The 19,297-nt window shown below is 72.8% G+C and carries 16 protein-coding genes; 10 read left to right on the top strand and 6 right to left on the bottom strand.

From position 1 onward, the window contains the following. Positions 1–58: 58 nt before the first annotated feature. Complete coding sequence (locus tag ACIBCT_RS27610) at positions 59–1,852, bottom strand: AMP-dependent synthetase/ligase (RefSeq protein ID WP_399193362.1); 1,794 nt, start codon at positions 1,850–1,852, stop codon at positions 59–61. A gap of 206 nt (positions 1,853–2,058) precedes the next feature. Between ACIBCT_RS27610 and ACIBCT_RS27605 the strand changes: the two genes are divergently transcribed. The 7 genes from ACIBCT_RS27605 to ACIBCT_RS27575 all read left to right on the top strand — a co-directional run bounded on the left by ACIBCT_RS27605 (position 2,059) and on the right by ACIBCT_RS27575 (position 9,660). Next, the gene (locus ACIBCT_RS27605; protein WP_399193360.1) at positions 2,059–2,826 is read left to right on the top strand and encodes a metallophosphoesterase; all 768 of its coding nucleotides are present in this window, start codon (positions 2,059–2,061) and stop codon (positions 2,824–2,826) included. 57 nt (positions 2,827–2,883) lie between these two features. Next, positions 2,884–3,321 (top strand): SRPBCC family protein, encoded by a 438-nt coding sequence (locus ACIBCT_RS27600; protein ID WP_399193358.1) that lies wholly within the window; start codon positions 2,884–2,886, stop codon positions 3,319–3,321. Between the two features lie 154 nt (positions 3,322–3,475). Continuing rightward, a complete protein-coding gene (locus ACIBCT_RS27595; protein WP_399193356.1) occupies positions 3,476–4,648 on the top strand; it encodes an ArsA family ATPase in 1,173 nt (390 codons plus the stop codon). Between the two features lie 142 nt (positions 4,649–4,790). Next, a complete protein-coding gene (locus ACIBCT_RS27590; RefSeq protein WP_399193354.1) occupies positions 4,791–6,290 on the top strand; it encodes a hypothetical protein in 1,500 nt (499 codons plus the stop codon). Between the two features lie 26 nt (positions 6,291–6,316). Further along, positions 6,317–7,258, top strand: a complete 942-nt coding sequence (locus tag ACIBCT_RS27585; RefSeq protein ID WP_344896434.1) for an ROK family glucokinase — start codon at positions 6,317–6,319, stop codon at positions 7,256–7,258. Between the two features lie 142 nt (positions 7,259–7,400). Then, positions 7,401–8,195, top strand: coding sequence for an endonuclease/exonuclease/phosphatase family protein (locus ACIBCT_RS27580; RefSeq protein ID WP_399193352.1), 795 nt, complete (start codon positions 7,401–7,403; stop codon positions 8,193–8,195). Positions 8,196–8,532: 337 nt separating this feature from the next. Then, positions 8,533–9,660: a hypothetical protein gene (locus ACIBCT_RS27575; protein ID WP_399193350.1), complete on the top strand. Its 1,128-nt coding sequence runs from the start codon at positions 8,533–8,535 to the stop codon at positions 9,658–9,660. A 39-nt stretch (positions 9,661–9,699) separates the two neighbouring features. Here the strand turns inward: ACIBCT_RS27575 and ACIBCT_RS27570 are convergent, their stop codons facing one another. Together ACIBCT_RS27570 and ACIBCT_RS27565 are read right to left on the bottom strand one after the other, a co-directional pair. Continuing rightward, on the bottom strand, positions 9,700–10,218 hold the full coding sequence (locus ACIBCT_RS27570) for a hypothetical protein (RefSeq protein ID WP_399193348.1): 519 nt from the start codon (positions 10,216–10,218) through the stop codon (positions 9,700–9,702). 67 nt (positions 10,219–10,285) lie between these two features. Then, positions 10,286–11,050, bottom strand: a complete 765-nt coding sequence (locus ACIBCT_RS27565; protein WP_399193345.1) for an alpha/beta hydrolase — start codon at positions 11,048–11,050, stop codon at positions 10,286–10,288. A 148-nt stretch (positions 11,051–11,198) separates the two neighbouring features. Here ACIBCT_RS27565 and ACIBCT_RS27560 point away from each other — a divergent pair, with 148 nt between their 5' ends. Next, positions 11,199–11,975, top strand: coding sequence for a lysophospholipid acyltransferase family protein (locus ACIBCT_RS27560; protein ID WP_399193343.1), 777 nt, complete (start codon positions 11,199–11,201; stop codon positions 11,973–11,975). 61 nt (positions 11,976–12,036) lie between these two features. Here ACIBCT_RS27560 and ACIBCT_RS27555 read toward each other — a convergent pair whose 3' ends face one another. Both ACIBCT_RS27555 and ACIBCT_RS27550 read right to left on the bottom strand, forming a co-directional pair. Then, positions 12,037–13,044, bottom strand: a complete 1,008-nt coding sequence (locus ACIBCT_RS27555) for a LacI family DNA-binding transcriptional regulator (protein WP_399193341.1) — start codon at positions 13,042–13,044, stop codon at positions 12,037–12,039. A 198-nt stretch (positions 13,045–13,242) separates the two neighbouring features. Further along, positions 13,243–14,211, bottom strand: coding sequence for an acetylxylan esterase (locus ACIBCT_RS27550; protein ID WP_399193340.1), 969 nt, complete (start codon positions 14,209–14,211; stop codon positions 13,243–13,245). A 224-nt stretch (positions 14,212–14,435) separates the two neighbouring features. On the opposite strand from ACIBCT_RS27550, the gene ACIBCT_RS27545 reads away from it, so the two are divergent. Together ACIBCT_RS27545 and ACIBCT_RS27540 are read left to right on the top strand one after the other, a co-directional pair. After that, complete coding sequence (locus tag ACIBCT_RS27545) at positions 14,436–16,550, top strand: bifunctional aldolase/short-chain dehydrogenase (RefSeq protein ID WP_399193338.1); 2,115 nt, start codon at positions 14,436–14,438, stop codon at positions 16,548–16,550. Positions 16,551–16,621: 71 nt separating this feature from the next. Then, positions 16,622–18,172 carry a rhamnulokinase family protein gene (locus ACIBCT_RS27540; protein WP_399193336.1) on the top strand — a complete coding sequence of 517 codons (1,551 nt, stop codon included), beginning with the start codon at positions 16,622–16,624 and terminating at the stop codon, positions 18,170–18,172. 129 nt (positions 18,173–18,301) lie between these two features. Here the strand turns inward: ACIBCT_RS27540 and mmuM are convergent, their stop codons facing one another. Further along, on the bottom strand, positions 18,302–19,159 hold the full coding sequence (mmuM, locus tag ACIBCT_RS27535; RefSeq protein ID WP_399193334.1) for a homocysteine S-methyltransferase: 858 nt from the start codon (positions 19,157–19,159) through the stop codon (positions 18,302–18,304). Between the last annotated feature and the right edge of the window lie 138 nt (positions 19,160–19,297).

Here is a 19,297-nt window from a genome sequence, read left to right as displayed (position 1 = left end):
TCCGCGTGCCCCGCCCCGGTGTTCCCCGCCCCTCGGACGGACGGGCGGACGGCACGTGCTAGCGGTAGAGGGCGTTCACCCGCTCGGCGAAGTCGCGCATGACCACGCCGCGCTTGACCTTCAGGGTCGGGGTGAGGTGCCCGCTCTCCTCGCTGATGTCGACGTCGAGCACGGTGAACTTCTTGATCTGCTCGGCCCTGGAGACCGTCCTGTTGGCGTCGTCCACGGCCTTCTGCACCTCGGCGACGATCTCCGGGTCGGAGCTGAGGGCGGCGAGGTCCGCGCCGGTCCTGCCGTTGGCGGTCTTCCACTGCTCCAGGGCCTCGACGTCGAGCGTGACGAGCGCCGCGACGAACGGCCGGTCGTCGCCCACCACCATCGCCTGGCTGACCAGCGGGTGGGCTCGGATGCGGTCCTCCAGCGGGCCCGGCGCCACGTTCTTGCCCGCGGCGGTGACGATGAGCTCCTTCTTGCGGCCGGTGATGCTGAGGTAGCCGTCCGGGTCGAGCTCGCCGATGTCACCGGTGTGGAACCAGCCGGCCTCGTCGATCACCTCGGCGGTGGCCTCGTCGTTGTTCCAGTAGCCGTCGAAGACGTGCCGGCCCTTGACCAGCACCTCGCCGTCCTCGCCGATGCCGATGGTGACCCCGGGGAAGGGCTTGCCGACCGTACCGATCTTGTTGGCCCCCGGGATGTTGACCGAGGACGGCGCGGAGGTCTCGGTCAGGCCCCAGCCCTCCAGGACCTCGATGCCCACACCGCGGAAGAAGTGGCCCAGCCGCTCTCCCAGGGCCGAGCCGCCGGACACCGCGGCCCAGAGGCTGCCCCCGGTGGCGGCGCGGAGCTTGCGGTAGACGAGCCTGTCGAACACCCGGTGCCTCAGCCGCAGGGCCAGCCCCGCGCCGCCGGTGGACTCCGCCCTGCTCCAGGCGACGGCCGTGTCGGCCGCGGCGCGGAAGATCTTCGCCTTGCCCTCGGCGGTGGCCTTCTGCTCGGCCGTGTTGTAGACCTTCTCGAACACGCGGGGCACGCCCAGCAGGAAGGTGGGCCGGAAGCCCTGCAGGTCGGGGCCGACGTTCTTCATCGTGGGGGTGTGCGCCAGCAGCGTGCCCGTCTCGACCAGCACGACCTCGATGATGCGGGCGAAGACGTGCGCCAGGGGCAGGAAGAGCAGCGCCGACCTGCCGTCCACGGTGAAGAGCCGTTCCAGCGGGCCGCCTGCGACGTTCCTGGCGGTGAACAGCAGGTTGTCGTGGGTCAGCCGGCAGCCCTTCGGCCTGCCGGTGGTGCCCGAGGTGTAGACGACGGTGGCCAGGTCGGCGCCCTGGCGCGCGGTCCTGCGCTCGGTGAGCGTGTCGTCGGAGACCTCGGCGCCGCGCGCGGTGAGCTCCTCCAGCGCGCCGCCCTCGATGAGCCAGACGTCCTTGAGGCCCGGCAGCTCGGACGCGCCCTCGCGGACGGTCGCCTCGTGCGCGTCCAGCTCCACGAAGACGGCCTTCGCGCCGCTGTCGGAGATGATCCAGGAGACCTGGTCGGCCGAGGAGGACTCGTAGATCGGCACGCTGACCGCGCCCGCGGACCAGATCGCGTAGTCGACGACGGTCCACTCGTAGCGGGTGCGCGACATCAGGGCGACGCGGTCGCCGGGCTCGACACCGGCCGCGATCAGGCCCTTGGCCACCCCGGCGACCTGGTCGCGGAACTCTCCGGCGGTGACGGCGGACCAGTCTTCACCGAGCTTGCGGCGCAGCACGACCGCGCCCGGCTCCTGTTCGGCGCGACGGAACACCGTGTCGGTCAGGTTGGCGGAGGAGGGGACATCCACCAGCACGGGGACGCTGTACTCGCGCACGGATCACTCCCGGGGACGCACGGATCGATGGGCTGCCTGGAAGTTATCGCGATAAGTTACGCACCGGTAAATTCGTCATCCAGGCGTTATCACAGGAATTTCACCGTACCAAGCCCCCGGACTCCCGGAAGAGGGCCGCACCGCGGCCCCGGAACGGTGGTGTTCGCCAGGCGTGTCGGTATTTGGCGGTAGTTAGGATGGCGGGCATGCGGGTTCATGTCGTCAGCGACGTGCACGGAAGAGCCGACGCGCTGGCCCGCGCCGGGGACGGCGCCGACGCGCTGATCTGCCTGGGCGACCTGATCCTGTTCGTCGACTACCAGGACCACTCCAAGGGCATCTTCGCCGAGCTGTTCGGGGCCGAGCGGGCCGCGGAGTTCATCGGGCTGCGGACGGCCAAACGGTTCGACGAGGCACGGGCGATGTCCTCGGAGCTGTGGGCGTCGCTGGAGGGCGACCCGCGCGAGCACATCGAGCGCTCCGTCCGCCGCCAGTACGACGAGATCTTCGCCGCGATGCCGGTGCCCGCCTACATGACCTACGGCAACGTGGACCTGCCGCTGCTGTGGCCCGAGTACGTCCGCGAGGGCCACCGGGTCCTCGACGGCGAGACCGTGGAGATCGGCGGCCTGCGCTTCGGCTTCGTCGGCGGCGGCCTGCGCACGCGGTACCGCACCCCCTACGAGATCGACGACGAGGAGTACGCGCGCAAGGTCGAGGCCGTCGGCGAGGTGGACGTGCTCTGCTGCCACATCCCGCCGGCCGTTCCCCAGTTGCTCTACGACGTGGTGGCGCGGCGCTTCGAGCGGGGCAGCGAGGCCACCCTGGAGGCGATCAGGCGGACCCAGCCGCGCTACGCCCTCTTCGGCCACGTGCACCAGCCGCTCGCCTCCCGCGTCCGCGTCGGCAGGACCGAGTGCCTCAACGTCGGGCACTTCCGCGGCCGCGGGACGCCGTTCGTCCTGGAGTGGTAGGCGCGCCCGGCGTCGCGGGGACGTACGCGGACGATCGTGAGGCAGTACGGTTGGCCCATGGCTGATCGCACCACCTCCAGCATCACGATCGGCGCGGACCGGTCGACCGTCATGGCGGTCATCGCCGACTTCCCCTCCTACCCCGAATGGGCGGGCCAGGTGAAGGCCGCCAGGGTCCTGTCCGAGGGGGAGGACGGACGGCCGGCCACGGTCCGCTTCGTCCTCGACGCGGGCGTGATAAACGACGAGTACACCCTCCGCTACACCTGGCACGGGGACGAGTCCGTCGACTGGATCATCGCCGAGGCCGGGAAGATGGTCTCCGGGCTCACCGGGAGCTACCGCCTCGCCGAGGTGGGCGGCGGCACCGAGGTGACCTACGAGCTCGCCGTCGACCTCAAGGTCCCGATGATCGGCATGATCAAGCGGAAGGCCGAGAAGGTCATCATCGACACCGCCCTGAAGGGGCTGAAGAAGCGCGTCGAGACCCCATGACCGGGCCAGGCGCGGCACCGGCGGCGGGCTCCGGGACGGGCCCGGTCCCGCCGGTCACCGGTTCGGTCCCGCCGGTCACGGGCCCGGGACGGGTTCCGGCGTCACCGGCGACGGGCCGGCAGGTCCCTCCGGTGCCGCGGGTGCGGGAGGCGCCGTGAGCCGGATCCTGCTCTTCACCGGCAAGGGCGGGGTCGGCAAGACGACCGCCGCCGCGGCCACGGCCACCCTCGCGGCCCGGTCCGGCCTCAAGACGCTGGTGGTCTCAACCGACACCGCCCACTCGCTGGCCGACGCCCTCGGCGTGCGGGTCGGCGGGGAGCCCACCGAGATCGCGCCCGGCCTGTCCCTGCACCAGGTCGACACCCAGCGGGCGCTGGAGCGCCAGTGGGGCGAGCTGCGCGACTACGCCAGGGGCCTGTTCGCGGAGCTCGGCCTCGACGAGGTGACCGCCGAGGAGATCACGGTGCTGCCCGGCGCCGAGGAGGTCATCGCGCTGCTGGAGCTGCGCGAGCAGGCGCGGACCGGGCTGTGGGACGTCATCGTCATCGACTGCGCCCCGACCGCGGAGACGCTGCGGCTGCTCGCCCTGCCCGAGGCCCTCGACTGGCACGTGAACCGGCTGCTGCCCGTCGGCAGGCGGCTGCTGCGCACCCTGTCCCCGCTGGTCCGCCGCCTGGCGCAGGTCAGCGTGCCCGAGGACCACGTGATCGGGGCCGGGGAAAGGCTTCACCGGGGCCTGATGGAGGTGCGCGAGCTGCTCACCGGGCCCGGCGCGAGCGTCCGGCTGGTGCTCACCCCCGAGGCCGTCGTGCTGGCCGAGGCCCGCCGTACCCTCACCTCCCTCAGCCTGTACGGCTACCGGGTGGACGCGGTGATCGCCAACCGGGTCTTCCCCTCCGAGGGCGCCGATCCGTGGCGGCGGCGATGGGTGGACGCCCAGGCCCGCCACCTGACCGAGGTCGAGGAGTCCTTCGCGCCGCTGCCCGTGCGGATCGTCCCGTACCTGGAGGCCGAGCCGGTGGGCCTCGACGCGCTCGCGGGCGTGGCCGAGGCCATGTACGGCGAGAGCGACCCCTTCGCCCCGCCCACCGTCGACCCGCCGCTGCGGATCACCGACGAGGGCGAGCTGATCCTGGCCCTGCCGCTGGCGGACAAGGACGACGTCGACCTGTCGCGCAAGGGCGACGAGCTGATCGTCAACGCCGGTTCCTACCGCCGCGTCCTGGCCCTTCCCGCCGCACTGGCCCGCAGGCCGGTGCGGGAGGCCGCGCTCCGGGATGGCTTTCTCCGGGTACGGTTCGAATCGGGAGGGCCTGATGACCGATAACACGAATGACGAAGAGAAGACCCCTACGTCGCCTACACCTGGTAAGCCCGCAAAGCCGCGTGCGCCGAGGAAGCGGGGCACGACCGCCGCCCCCGCGACTCCGGACGCCCGGGAGGCCGGGACGGCCGGAGCCGAGGCGCCGGTGAAGGCGGTGGAGACGGGGGAGACGCCCGAACCCGCCGTCCGGGCCGACACGGCCCCGGGGACGAAGGGCTCCGGGAAGACTCCGCGCGCCAATCCGCGCACCAAGCGGGGCGAGCGTGCCGAACCGGCCGGGAAGACCCCGGACGCCGGTTCCGAGGGGACCGAGGGCACCGCCGAGGAGGCCGCGCAGTCCAAGAGCAGCGCGCAGTCCAAGAGCACCGGGCAGTCCAAGAGCGCCGGGCGGGGCAAGGGCTCCGGATCGGCCAAGAGCGGCGGGCGGGCCAAGGCCGCCGCCTCGGCCGAGAGCGCTGAAGGCGCCGGAAAGGCCGAGAGCACCGGAAAGGCCGAGAGCACCGGAAAGGCCGAGAGCACCGGAAAGGCCGAGGGGGCCGGGAAGGACGCGCGGGCCGGGAAGGACGCGGGGCAGGCCGACGGCACCGAGCAGGCGAAGAAGAGCACCGCGCGGGGCAAGGCTTCCGGAACCAAGGGCTCCGGAACGGCCAGGAGCACGGGCCGGACCAAGGCCACCGGCCCGGACACGAGCACCGAGGCCGCCGGGAGCATCGAGAGCCCCGGGACCGCCGAGAGCCCCGGGACCGCCGAGGCCGTCGAGGGCACCGGGCAGTCCGTACGGGCCGTGAAGGACGCCGGAGGGCAGGCCGAGAGCGCCGGGCGGCCCGAGGAGGCCCAACAGGACGCGCAGGCCGAGGAGTCCGCGCAGGCCGAGGGAGCCACGCGGGACGAGGAAGCCGGGGAGACCGGGCGGGCCGGGCGTGACGCGCGCGCCGAGTGGTTCGAGCGCGCCGAGCGGGCCCGCCGCGAGGAGCAGCGTGCCGCGCAGATCCCGTGGAGCTGGCCCGGCCGGCGCTCCGACCGTCCAGGCTCGGACGAGCCTGCCGGACGCGACGAGCCGGCCCGTACCGAGCCGGCCCGTACCGAGTCGACGCGGGCCGAGCCGACGCGGGCCGACCGGAACGAGGACGAGCGCGTGCGCGCCGACCGCGCCGATCGTGCCGACCGGGTCCATGCCCGCGGGGCCGGGGGCGAGCACGCCGGGAACGAACGTGCCACCGAGGAGCGCGCCGGGGACGGCGGCAAGGACCCGCTGGGCGCCGCGGCCGAGGAGGCGTTCAAGCTCTTCGAGACCCTGCGGCAGAAGGCGGCCAGGGAACTGCGCAAGAACCTGATCAAGGGCACGATGACCGGCATCGGCGGCGCCATCTCCGGGGGCGGCCGAGGCAGGGAGCGGGACGTGTGGGAGGAGGCGGTCTCCGATCACGAGGAGTACATCTGCCGCGCCTGCCCGGTCTGCCGTGCGATGGCGGCGCAGCGTGAGTCCGGCGGGGCGGTCACCGACCACCTCCTGCAGGCCGGGACCGAGCTGTTCGCGGCCTTCAAGTCGGCCGTCGACGGGATCGGCAGCAGGCCCGCGTCCGGAGATCGGGCACGGGAGCGCGAACGCGAGGAAACCCCCGTGGAGCACATCGACCTGGGGTGAGCCCAGGGGGAGAGGATGAACGGACAATGGCGCTGACCATCGGCGTGGACATCGGCGGTACGAAGATCGCGGCGGGAGTGGTCGACGAGGACGGCCAGATCGTCGCGCATCTGCTGCGGCCCACCCCGGCAGAGAACCCGGACCAGGTCGCTCACACGATCGGTGAGGCGGTCCTGGAGCTCGCCAAGGACCGGGAGATCGAGGCCGTCGGCCTCGGTGCCGCCGGGTTCGTCGACGAGACCCGGTCCATCGTCCGGTTCGCCCCCAACCTCGCCTGGCGCGAGGAGCCCCTGCAGAAGAAGGTCTCCGACCTGGTCGGCCTGCCGGTGGTCGTGGAGAACGACGCCAACGCCATGGCGTGGGGGGAGGCCAGGTTCGGTGCCGGCCGGGGTGAGACCCACCTGGTGTGCGTGACCGTCGGTACCGGCATCGGCGGCGGCCTGGTGTTCGAGGGCTCGCTCTACCGGGGCCGCTGGGGCATGGGCGCCGAGCTCGGTCACATGCAGGTGGTCCCCGAGGGACGTCCGTGCGGCTGCGGCAACCTCGGCTGCTGGGAGCAGTACGCCAGCGGCAGCGCCCTGGTCAACGAGGCCAGGATCATCGCCGAGGCCGATCCCGGCCGGGCCGCCACGCTCCTGAAGATCGCCGGGACCCCCGACCAGATCGAGGGCCAGGAGATCACCGACGCCGCCAGGCAGGGGGATTCGGCCGCGCTGGCCGCGTTCGCCTCGATCGGCCGGTGGATCGGGCAGGGCCTGGCCGACCTCGCGGCCGTCCTCGACCCGGGGTGCTTCATCCTCGGCGGCGGTGTCTCGCGCGCCTCGGACCTGTGGATCGACGAGGCCCGGGACTCCTTCGCCACCCAGCTGAGCGGCCGGGGGCACCGGCCGCTGGCCGACATCCGCCCCGCCGAGCTCGGCGCCTCGGCCGGCCTGGTGGGTGCCGCGGACCTGGCCCGCAGACGCTGACGCCACCTCCGCCGGACATGCCCGCCGACGCACGCGGGCATGTCCGGTGGAATCGCGAGGTTCGCGTCGTTCGTGGGTATAGGGGCGCCTCGTGGGGGTACCCGTCGTGAGGTCGTGGGGTCGCGGCGGGTCCTGAGGTGAGGTGACCGTGGTGCTGAGGATCGCCAGCTACAACGTGCGTTCCATGAAGGACGATCTGGCGGCGCTGGAGCGTGTGGTCTCCGCGCTCGACGCCGACGTGCTCTGTGTGCAGGAGGCTCCCCGCTTCCTGCTGTGGCGCCGCAAGCGCAGGCGGCTGGCGGCCTTCGGCGGGCTGACCGTGGCCTGCGGGCGCCGCCGGGGCGGGGTCGCCGTGCTGACCGGACCGCGGGTGCGCCTGCTGCACGGGGAGGGACGCCTGCTGGAGTCCTTCTTCCCGCTGGAGCGGCGCGCCGTCGCCGTCGCCGTGGTCGAGGCGGAGGGACGGCGGCTCGCGGTCGGTTCCATCCACCTGGACCTCGACGAGAAGGCCCGTCGCCGGCACGCGGCCGAGGCGGTCGCCGTCGTGCAGGAGGTGGCCGACCGGTTCGACGCGCTCCCGGTGCTGGCCGGGGACATCAACGAGCAGTCCGGCCAGCCCAGCTGGGACCACCTGGCCGAGCGGCTGACCGACTGCTATCCGGTCTCGCCCCGCGGGAACGGCTTCACGTTCCCGGCCAAGGGCCCGCACAAGCGGATCGACGCGATCTTCGCGATGGAGGGCCTGTCCGTGCTCTCCTGCGGCGTGGTGGACGCGGCCCCGGCCGACCTGGCCGCCGCCACCGACCACCTTCCGGTGGTCGCCGAGCTGGACCCGCTGCGACCCGAGGCCGGTGACGCCACGTCGTCCGGGCCGGGGGAGAAGGGCCGGGCGGACACCGGGGCGGGCGAGGGAGGCCCGGCGGACCGGACTCCCTGAGGAGGCCCCTGCCACGCCCGGAAGGCTCCGGACAGGAACTCCGGCCGCGCCCGGGAAGCCCTGGACAGGAGGCCCCGGCCACGCCCGGGAAGCTCCGGAGAGAAGGTCCAGGCCACGCTCGGAGAAGCCCCGGACGGACACTCCCGGCCACGCCCGGAAAGCCCCGGAGAAGCCCGGAGAAGTCCGGGAGAGGCGCCGGAGCAGGGCGTTTCCGCCGGAGCTCGGGGGTGCGCGAGCGGGACCTCCCCGGCAGGCGGCGGGACGTGCCCGCGGATCGGGGCCTGTCAACTGCCGAGACCGGCACACGGAAGGGGACGGGCGCCGTACCATTTGAAACATGACCCGTCGCCTTCCGCGGCGTGCGCTGGTTCTCGGCGCGGGAGGCCTGCTCCTGCTGTTCTCGCACACGTTCCCGGTACACGCCGATCCCGTCAGCCCGCCCGAGGCCGAAGCCTGGCAGGCTCCGGTCAGCGCGGGCCTGAGCAGTGACGGCTCCCTCTCGGACGTGGCGGGTGTCTCGTCCACCAGCGTGTGGGCCGTCGGCCAGCAGAGCGTCTGGGACATCTGGCAGAGCCGCGGGGCGATCACCCACTGGGACGGCTCGTCCTGGAACGAGGTCGGCATCCGCAACGACCCGACCGGCGCCGGGCTGCTCCGTTCCGTCGCCGCGGCCTCGGCCACCGAGCTGTGGGCCGTCGGCGAGGGGCACGACGGCCAGCCGTACGTGGCGAAGGGCGACGGGGGGACCTTCGACAGGGTCACCCCCGACAGGCTGCACGCGGGCGACTGGCTGGGCGGGGTGGCGGCCGTCCCCGGGCGGGTGGTGGCCGTCGGCCGGCGCGACGGGACGCCGTTGATCGTGACCGGCACCCCCTCGAAGTGGAGGCTCACCCGGCTCACCGACCGGGGGACGCTCTACGGGGTGGCGCTGTCGGGCAAGAGCGACGGGTGGGCGGTGGGCGACGCCGAGGGCGAGCCGCTCGTCATGAGGCAGTCCGGCGGACGATGGAAGCCGTCCAAGATCCCCGACATCCCCGGCGGCTACCTGCGGGACGTCCACCTCGACGGGCCGAAGCGGGCCCTGGCGGTCGGCGGGGTCTCCCGGGAGACGGGCGGGACCGTCCCGCTGGCCCTGTCGTGGAACGGCAGGAAGTGGTCGCGGGTGCCCCTTCCCGAGGGGGACGTCCGGCTGTACGGGGTGACGGGCGACCGCAAGGGGCACTTCTGGATGTCCGGGGTCGACCTGGAGCGTCCGCGGGAGCCGTTCCTGCTCCGCTACGACGGGCACCGGGTCAAGGCGCTGCGCGGTCCCGAGAGCGCCGCTCCCCGGACGGTCAGGCTCCAGTCCGTGGCCTACCTGCCGGGCACCCGCACCGTGTGGACCGTCGGTCACGTGGTCGACGGCTCCGGCACCTACACCGACGTGATCGAACGGTTCGGCGACCCGGAGCGCACCAAGTCCTGACCCGCGGGCCCGCGCCCGGACGGCCGTACCGGCCCGGTCTCAGATGACCGCGCCGTCGTCCCAGCCCGAGTCGTTGGGCGGCCCGTCGCCCATGCGGACCACCAGGGCCACGAACCCGCCGATGAACGCGGCGACCGCGGTGAAGAGCATCCAGCCCTTGAGGTTCCAGCTGAGGGCGGCGCTGAGCAGCAGGTAGGCGGGACCGCCGAACAGGGCCAGCCAAGCGATCTTGGTGGTGGCGTCGGTCTTGGGCAGCGGGGGAGGGGGCGGGGGCACGTAGTGGCCCTCCTCGTCCTCACCGGCGGAATCGTCGGCACCGGGGTCGTCCGGCGCGTCCGATCCGGCCGGCTCGCCCGCCCTGCCCGGGGAGCCGTCGGCCGGGTCGTCCTCGCGCAGGAGGTCTTCCTCGTCCGACTGTCTGATCACCCGTCGCGGAGGCTCTGCCGGCAGGTTCTCGCTGTCCGGCCACGGCTGATGTGCCGAGTCGTGCTCGGCGGTGTCGTTGAAGGACGCGACGATCTGACGCCAGACCTCGTCCTCATCGCTTTGAGGTGTCACTTAGCTGGGCCCGTTGTTCATCGGCCGATCACTTTCTCCCGGAGACCGCGCCATCCCCCGCTCACGATCAGTCTCTCTGCAAGGGTACAGACGCGTTCGTCGTGATGAACTCCAGGCTCCCTGCAAAGATCCGATCCGCATCGTTGTCGAGGGTCGCGACGTGATAGCTGTCGGGGAGCTCCACCACATTCAGGTTCCCTCCGGTCAGCCTCTCCCGCAGAATACGCACACTTGCCGGTTTCACAACATGGTCCTGCGGACTATGAAAAATCAGGACCGGTTGCGTGACCTTGCCGAGTTCCGAACGGGTCAGCCTCCAGAGCCGGAGCAGACCGGCGGCGGCCTTGACGGGGGTGCGCGTGTACCCGAGCTCGGTCGCCCCCTCCTTCTTGATGTCCCCGGCGACGCCCGGTACCGAGTTGACGACGAACTTGAGCACGGGAGAGAGCCACAGCAGCGGCACGTCGTTGACCACCGAGGGATTGACGACCACCACCCCCTTGATCCCGTCCCCGTGCACCTCGGCCAGGCGCAGCGCCATGCACCCTCCCAGGGACAGCCCCATGACGAAGACCTCGTCGCAGCGTCCGCGCAGGTCCGCCAGGGACTTGTCCAGCTCGGCGTACCAGTCCTCCCAGCGGGTGCGGTTCATCTCCTGCCAGGTCGTGCCGTGTCCGGGCAGCCGCGGCAGGGCCACCGTCATGCCCGCCGCCGCCAGGTACTCGCCCCAGGGGCGCAGCGACTGCGGGGACCCGGTGAATCCGTGGCAGAGCAGGACGCCGATCCGTCCTCCCGCATGGTGGTACGCCTCCGCACCGGGCATGACTGGCATCGTGGCTCCTTGTGAGGTTCGCCCGATCGTCGCACGACCGGGACGTGTTTTGCGAGAGGCCGTTTCGGGCGGTTCGGTGGGGTAGGTGGCTGCGATCGGAAGTGGGAGGATAACTCCAGGTCCCCGCCTGCAACCGAAGGAGTGTCGAGTGTTGTACTGGGTGGTGAAGGCCGTCGTCGGGCCCCTGCTCCATCTCATCTTCCGCCCGTGGGCGGAGGGCGTGGACCACGTGCCGAGGGAGGGTCCCGTGATCCTCGCCGGGAACCACCTCTCGTTCGCCGACCACTTCTTCGGCGCGCTCTTCCTCAAGCGCAAGGTGATCTCCCTCGGTAAGTCCGACTACTTCACCGGCTCCGGCGTCAAGGGACTGATGAGCAGGGCCTTCTTCAGCGGTGTCGGTACCGTCCCGATCGACCGTTCCGGCGGGAAGGCCAGCGAGGCGGCGCTGCGTACGGGCAAGCGCATCCTCGCCGAGGGCCAGGTGCTCGGTATCTACCCCGAGGGGACCCGCTCTCACGACGGCCGCCTCTACAAGGGCAAGACCGGGGTGGCCAGGATGGCCCTGGAGGCGCGGGTGCCGGTCATCCCGTGGGCGATGGTCAACACCTTCGAGATGATGCCCCCCGGCAGCGTCCTGCCCAAGCTGGGCCACCGCCCGGGGGTGAAGTTCGGCAAGCCGCTCGACTTCTCCCGCTACTACGGGATGGAGGAGGACCGCCTCGTCCTGCGCGCCGTCACCGACGAGATCATGTACGCGCTGATGGAGCTCTCCGGCCAGGAGTACGTCGACCAGTACGCCGCCGACGCCAAGGCCGAGGCCGCCCGCGCGGCCAAGGAGGCCAGGGAGACCGCGAGGCGCGAGGTCAGGGAGGCCGCCAAGGAGGCGGCCAGGGAGGCCGTCAGGAAGGCCCGCAAGCGCGGCTGAGACCGTTCCGACCGGGCTCCGTGGCCCGTGCCGGGGGTCCCGTACGACGCAAGCCCCGAGGTCAGCGGGTGGACTCGCGGACGATCAGCTCGGGCTGGAACATGATCTGCTGGTGGGCGTGGGAGGCGGGGTTGTCGCACTCGTCCAGCAGCAGTTCGGTGGCGACCCGGCCGAGCCGGTGGGTCGGCTGCCGGATCGAGGTGAGCGACACCGCCGACGCCGAGGCGAAGTCGATGTCGTCGTAGCCGATGAGGGAGACGTCCTCGGGGACCCGCACGCCCGCCTGGAGCAGGCCGCGCAGCATGCCCAGGGCCAGCAGGTCGTTGGCGCAGAACACGGCGTCGGGCAGCCGCCCCTCGGCGATCAGCTTCTCCGCCGCCTGCTGGCCCGACCGGGCGTTCATCGCGCTCATCTCGATCTCCTCCAGCGCCCGCGCGGGGTCGCGGCCCGCGGCGGCCAGCGCCTGCCCGGCGCCGATCAGGCGGTCGGCGCACTGGCGGATGGCGAGGGGGCCGGTGACGTAGGCGATCCGGCCGGGGTCCGCCTCCAGCAGGTGGGCGACCGCCATCGAGCCGCCGACGACGTCGTTGACCGCCACCGAGCACTGGTCGGCGCGCTCGGCCGGGTGGTCCACCAGGACCACGTTGATCCCGCGCTCCTTGAGCTGCCCGAGCCTGGTGAGGTCCGGGCCGGAGGGGGTGATGAGCACCCCGCGGACCCGCTGCTCGGCGAAGACCAGCAGGTTGCGCTCCTCCTTGAGGCGGTCGCCCGAGGAGTTGCCCAGGATCACCGCGTACCCGCGCTCGCTGGCGACCTCCTCGACGCCCGCGGCCACGTCGGTGAAGAACGGGTTGCCGATGTCGATGACCGACAGGCCGACGGTGCGGCTGTGCCCTGCGCGCAGGCTGGAGGCCGAACCGTGCCGGACGAAGCCGAGCTCGCGGATGGCCTCCTCGACCCGTTCCCGGGTGGCGGCGGCCACCTTCTCCGGGCGGTTGAGCACGTTGGAGACGGTCCCGGGGGACACTCCGGCCCGCGCCGCGACTTCCTTGATGCTCACCGAACTCATGAGCAATCATTAAAACGTAACAACGTTGTCGACGCCAGTAAAGACGGTATTCCAGACCTGTCCGCCTCTTTTCTGTAAAACGTTTTTATGGTATGGGGGAGTCCCGTTCCCCGTGACGGTCGGCGGACCGGCCCGGGACCGTAACGGAGCCGGACCGGTCCGCCGACCGGGTGGGGACCGGCCGGGGCGGAGGGGTGCTCAGCCCGCCAGGAGCTTCCTGGCGGTCCGGAGGTGCTCGGCGACCTGCTCGGACTCGCCTCCCTCGTGGCCGTTGAAGGCCCACACCCGGATGTCCTTGGGCCCGGCGTAGTGGTTGTAGGCGGCGAAGACCGTGGACGCGGGGGTGACGCCGTCGCGCAGGCCGACCGAGAAGAGCGCGGGGGTGGTGTTGCGGGCCGCGAAGTTCACGCCGTCGAAGTGGTCGAGGGTGGCGAAGACCTCCTCGACCCGGTGACGGTGGCTCTTGAGGAACCTGCCGAGCTCGCCGTACGGGTCCTCGTCGGTTATCTCGGCGGCGTGCCGGATGTGCGACATGAACGGCACGTCGATGAAGGCGAACATCAGGTCGCCGACCAGCGCGCTCACCGCCATGGCCAGGGCGCCGCCCTGGCTGCCGCCGGAGACCACGACGCGGGAGGCGTCCACCAGCGGGTGCGCGCGGGCGGCCTCGACCGCCCGGACCCCGTCGGTGTACAGGCGCCGGTAGTAGTAGTCGCCGGGGGAGAGGACGCCCTGGGTGAGCTTGCCGCCGACCTGCGGCCCGGTGCCGCCCACCGGGTCGGGGGTGTCGCCGGTCCGCCAGCCGCCGCCCTGCCCGCGGGAGTCCATGACCAGGATCGCCCATCCGGCCACGGGCCAGGTGAGCCAGTCGTGCGGCAGGCCGCGCCCGCCGTTGTAGCCGATGTACTGCACCACGCACGGCAGCGGCCCGGTGGCCGAGGCGGGCACCAGCAGCCAGCCCCTGATCTCGTGCCCGCCGAACCCCGCGTAGCGGACGTCGAAGCAGCGCACCAGGGACAGGTCCGTCTCGATCTCGGTGAAGACGGCGTTCAGGTCGTGCTCGCGGGTCTCGGCCAGCGTCGCGGCCCAGAAGGCGTCGAACCCGTCCGGTTCCCGGCGCTCGGGCCGGTACCGCCTGAGCTGGTCCAGCGGCATGTCGACGAACAAGGCATCTCCCCGGGGTCGGAACGGCGCGCGGTGGCCGGCGGTGGACCGGCCGGCCGGTGGCCGGACGGTGGTCGGCCGGTGACCACGGTAGGGCGCGGCCCCCGCACTTGTCAGCGCGGGCACCAATGGTAAAAACGTATCAATTCAGTAATCCTGTGGGTCGGCGTTGACAGTGCCGGACCTGCCGCGTAGCTTCGTCATCACTATTAAAACGTTTTTAAACCATGCGCGCAGCGGTGTACCCGCGTTCCGGCACGCGGCCGGGCGGGCGGTGGGCACACGAGTGGGGAGAGGCCATGACGTCGCCGGTTGAGGAGCTCCTGCAGCGGTCGCACACGCTGGGAGCCGACCCGCGGAACACGAACTTCGCGGGCGGGAACACCTCGGCCAAGGGGGCGGTGACCGACCCGGTGACCGGGGAGCCCGCCGAGGTCATGTGGGTGAAGGGCTCCGGGGGAGACCTGGGCACGCTGACCGAGCGGGGCCTGGCGGTGCTCCGGCTGGACCGGCTGCGGGCACTGACCGGGGTGTACCCGGGGGTCGAGCGCGAGGACGAGATGGTCGCGGCCTTCGGCTTCTGCGCCTTCGGCCCCGGGGGCGCGGCCCCGTCGATCGACACCGCGATGCACGGCCTGGTGGACGCCGCGCACGTGGACCACCTGCACCCCGACGCGGGCATCGCGATCGCCACCGCGGCCGACGGCGAGGACCTGACCGCGCGGATCTTCGGCGAGCGGGTCGTGTGGGTGCCCTGGCGGCGTCCCGGCTTCCAGCTCGGCCTGGACATCGCGGCCATCAAGGCCGGCAACCCCGCGGCGATCGGCTGCATCCTGGGCGGGCACGGCATCACCGCCTGGGGCGACACCTCGGCCGAGTGCGAGGCCAGCTCACTGGAGATCATCCGTACCGCGGAGGCGTACATCGCCGAGCACGGCCGCGCCGAGCCGTTCGGGCCGGTGCTCGAAGGGTACGAGCCGCTGGAGGCGGCGGCGCGGGCCGAGCGGGCGGCGGCGCTGCTGCCGGTGGTCCGCGGCCTGGCCTCGACCGACGCCCCGCAGGTCGGCCACCACACCGCCACCGACGAGGTGCTGGACTTCCTGTCGCGCGAACGCCACCCCGCGCTGGCGGCGCTGGGCACCTCCTGCCCCGACCACTTCCTGCGCACCAAGGTGGCCCCGCTGGTGGTGGACCTGCCCGCCGGAGCGCCCCTGGAGGACGTGGTCGCCCGGCTGCGGGAGCTGCACGCCGCCTACCGCGAGCGGTACGCGGCCTACTACCGGCGCCACGCCACGGAGGGCTCGCCCGCGATGCGCGGGGCCGACCCGGCGATCGTGCTCGTCCCCGGGGTCGGCATGTTCTCCTTCGGCAGGGACAAGCAGACCGCGCGGGTGGCCGGGGAGTTCTACGTCAACGCGATCAACGTGATGCGCGGCGCCGAGGCGATCTCCTCGTACGCGCCGATCGAGGAGAGCGAGAAGTTCCGGATCGAGTACTGGGAGCTGGAGGAGGCCAAGCTGCGCCGGATGCCCCCGGCCCGGCCGCTGGCCACCCGGGTCGCGCTGGTGACCGGCGGCGGGTCCGGCATCGGCGCGGCGACCGCGCGCAGGCTGGCCGCCGAGGGGGCCTGCGTGGTGGTGGCCGACCGCGACCTGGACGCCGCCAGGAAGGTGGCCGGAGAGCTGGGCGCGAAGGCGTACCGGCCCGAGGACGTCGCGGTCGCGGTCCGGGTGGACGTCACCGACGAGGAGCAGGTGCGCGCCGCGCTCCGGGAGGCCGTGCTGGCGTTCGGCGGGGTGGACCTGGTGGTCAACAACGCCGGGCTGTCACTCTCGCGCTCGCTGCTGGAGACCACGGTGGCCGACTGGGACCTGCAGCACGACGTGATGGCCCGGGGCTCGTTCCTGGTCTCCCGGGAGAGCGCCCGCGTCATGATCGCCCAGGGGATGGGCGGGGAGATCGTGTACATCTCCTCGAAGAACGCGGTGTTCGCCGGGCCGAACAACGTGGCCTACGGCGCGGCCAAGGCCGACCAGGCCCACCAGGTACGGCTGCTCGCGGCAGAGCTGGGCGGGCACGGCATCCGGGTCAACGGCGTCAACCCCGACGGGGTGGTGCGCGGCTCGGGCATCTTCGCCTCCGGCTGGGGCGCCAACCGGGCGGCGGTCTACGGGGTGGAGGAGGAGAAGCTGGGCGAGTTCTACGCGCAGCGCACCCTGCTCAAGCGCGAGGTGCTGCCCGAGCACGTGGCCGGGGCGGTCTTCCAGCTGACCCAGCTGACCCAGACCACGGGCCTGCACGTCCCGGTCGACGCGGGCGTCGCGGCCGCGTTCCTGCGCTGACCCCCGCCGATCCCTTCCGTCCCGTCGCCCCGCCGGTCGGGCGCGGCGGACGTCCCCCGAGAGGAGCTTGCATGCAGTCGGCACCGGGGACCCGGCGGTACGCCGCGGTCGACCTCGGCGCGTCGAGCGGCCGGGTGGTGGTCGCCGAGATCGGGCCCGACACCCTCGACCTGCGCGAGGTGCACCGTTTCGCGAACGTGCCCGTCCGGGCCGGCGGCACCCTGTACTGGGACATCCTGCGGATCCACCGGGGCGTGCTGGACGGCCTGCGCGCGGCCGGTCCGGTGGACGGCATCGGGATCGACTCCTGGGCCGTCGACTACGGGCTGCTGGACGAGCGCGGCGCGCTGCTCGGCAACCCGGTGCACTACCGCGACGCGCGCACCGAGCACCGGACGAGCGACGTCCCCTTCGAGGAGCTGTACGCCCGCACCGGCATCGCCCGCCAGCCGTTCAACACGATCCACCAGCTCGCCGCCGAGCCCCGGCTGGCCTCGGCCGCGACGCTGCTGCTCATCCCCGACCTGATCGCGTACTGGCTGACCGGCCGGATCGGCGCGGAGCTGACCAACGCCTCCACCACCCAGCTGCTCGACGCCAGGACCCGCGAGTGGGACCCGGTGCTGGCCGGCGGCCTCGGCCCCGCGGCCGGGATCCTGCCGCCGATCCGGCGCCCCGGAGAGGTGATCGGCCCGCTGCTTCCCGAGGTCGCGGCCGAGGTCGGGCTGCCGGCGGCCACCCGGGTCATCGCGGTCGGCTCCCACGACACCGCCTCCGCGGTGGCCGGGGTCCCGGCGGCGGACGAGCGGTTCGCCTACATCTCCTGCGGCACCTGGTCGCTGGTCGGCGTCGAGCTGGACCAGCCCATGATCAGCGAGGAGGGGCGGCGGGCCAACTTCACCAACGAGGCGGGCATCGACGGCACCGTGCGCTACCTGCGCAACGTCACCGGCCTGTGGCTCCTGCAGGAGTGCCTCCGCACCTGGTCGGTGGCCGGGGACGGCCTCGCGGACGACTCGGCCGCCGGCCATGACCCGGCGGACGCGTCCGGCGCGGACGTACCGGGAGCGTCCGGTGCCGGGCGGGGCGCCGGACCGGGCGGGCGCGTGGACCTGGAGGCGCTGCTGGAGGCGGCCGCGCGCGAGGAGCCGTTCCGGTCCGCGGTGGACGCCGACGACCCGGTCTTCCACGCTCCCGGCGACATGCCCGCGCGCATCGCCGACTTCTGCCGCCGTACCGGCCAGCCCGTCCCGGACACCCGGGCGCGGACGGTCCGCTGCGTGGTCGACTCCCTGGCCCTGGCCCACCGGGCCGCGATCCAGGACGCCCGGCGGCTCACCGGGCAGGCGGTGGACACCGTGCACATCGTCGGCGGAGGCTCGCGCAACGCCCTGCTCTGCCGGCTCACCGCCGACGCCTGCGGCCTTCCCGTGGTCGCCGGCCCGGTCGAGGCCACCTCGATCGGCAACGTCCTCGTCCAGGCCAGGGCCGACGGGGCCGTCTCCGGCACCCTGGCCGACCTGCGCGCCCTGATCCGGCGCGGCCAGCCGCTGGAACGCCACGAGCCGCGCCCGGGGGCCGAGGTACCGCCCGCGGAGAGGTTCGGCTGGCCCGCCAGGTGACGTCCCGGGGTCCCGGGGTCCCGGGGTGCCGGTGGCGCGGTCCCGCGGTTCTGCGGGGGCCGTCGCCGGGACCCCGTCCCCGGTGGGCCGCGCGCCGGACCGGCCGTGCTTCCTGAGGGCAGCGGGTGATCAGGTGAGGTGGGCGCGGATCTGGCGGATGTGCTCCGGGGTGGTACGGCAGCAGCCGCCCACGAAGGCCGCCCCCTCGGCGTTCCAGCGGGCCGCGGCCTCGCCGAACTCCACCGGGTCGGCCAGCCCCAGCCAGCGCCGGTTCTCCGAGTCCCAGACCTCGCCCGAGTTGGGGTAGGCCATGCTGGGCTTCCCCTTGACCTGTGAGATCAGGCTGAGCACGTGGCGCGGTGCCGTGCAGTTGACCCCGATCGCGATCACCTGGGGGTTGCCCGCGAAGAGCGCGGCCGCCGTCCTGAGCGGGGTGCCGTCGTTGATGTGCTCGCCGTCGCGGCAGGAGAAGCTCACCCACGCCCGCATCTCCGGCGTCTCGGCGAGCAGCCGCCGCAGCGCCCTGGCCTCGGCGTAGGACGGGATGGTCTCGCAGGCCAGCAGGTCGGCCTCGCTGTCGGCCAGGATCTGCCAGCGGTCGCGGTGCCAGTCGGTCAGGCCGTCCTCGTCGAGGTCGTAGTCGCCGGTGTACTCGGCGCCGTTCGCCAGGTAGGCGCCGTACGGGCCGACGCTGGCGGCCACCGTGCCGGAGCCGTGGGCGTCCCTGGCCTGGGCGGCCAGGTGCACGGACAACATGATCAGATCCTCGGCCTCGGCGGCGTTCAGCCCCCGGCGCATGAAGGCCGGAATGCTCGCCTGGTAGCTCGCGGTTATCGCCACCTCGGCGCCCGCAGCGAAGTAGTCGAGATGCGCCTGCCGGATCACGGAGGGGTTCTCCAGCAGGAGTCTCGCCGACCACAGGTCGTCTCGCAGGTCCGCGCCCAGCTCCTCCAGGTGCGTGGCCAGGCCGCCGTCCAGAATCACCATCCCGCCACCTTATGTGGAGCGGCCTGGCCTGAAAGCCCCCTTTTCCCGCCTTCCCGCCCCGGTCGCGGCCACGATCCGGTGCCGGAGGTCCTCCTGTCGCGGACGCCGGGGGCTCGTGGCCCGTTCCCGGGGCCGTTC

The sequence above is a fragment of the Streptosporangium sp. NPDC050855 genome (assembly GCF_044456585.1).
Classification (GTDB): Bacteria; Actinomycetota; Actinomycetes; order Streptosporangiales; family Streptosporangiaceae; genus Streptosporangium; species Streptosporangium longisporum.
The sequence above is the reverse complement of the archived record's forward strand: the minus strand, read 5'-3'. Positions and strand labels throughout refer to the sequence as shown.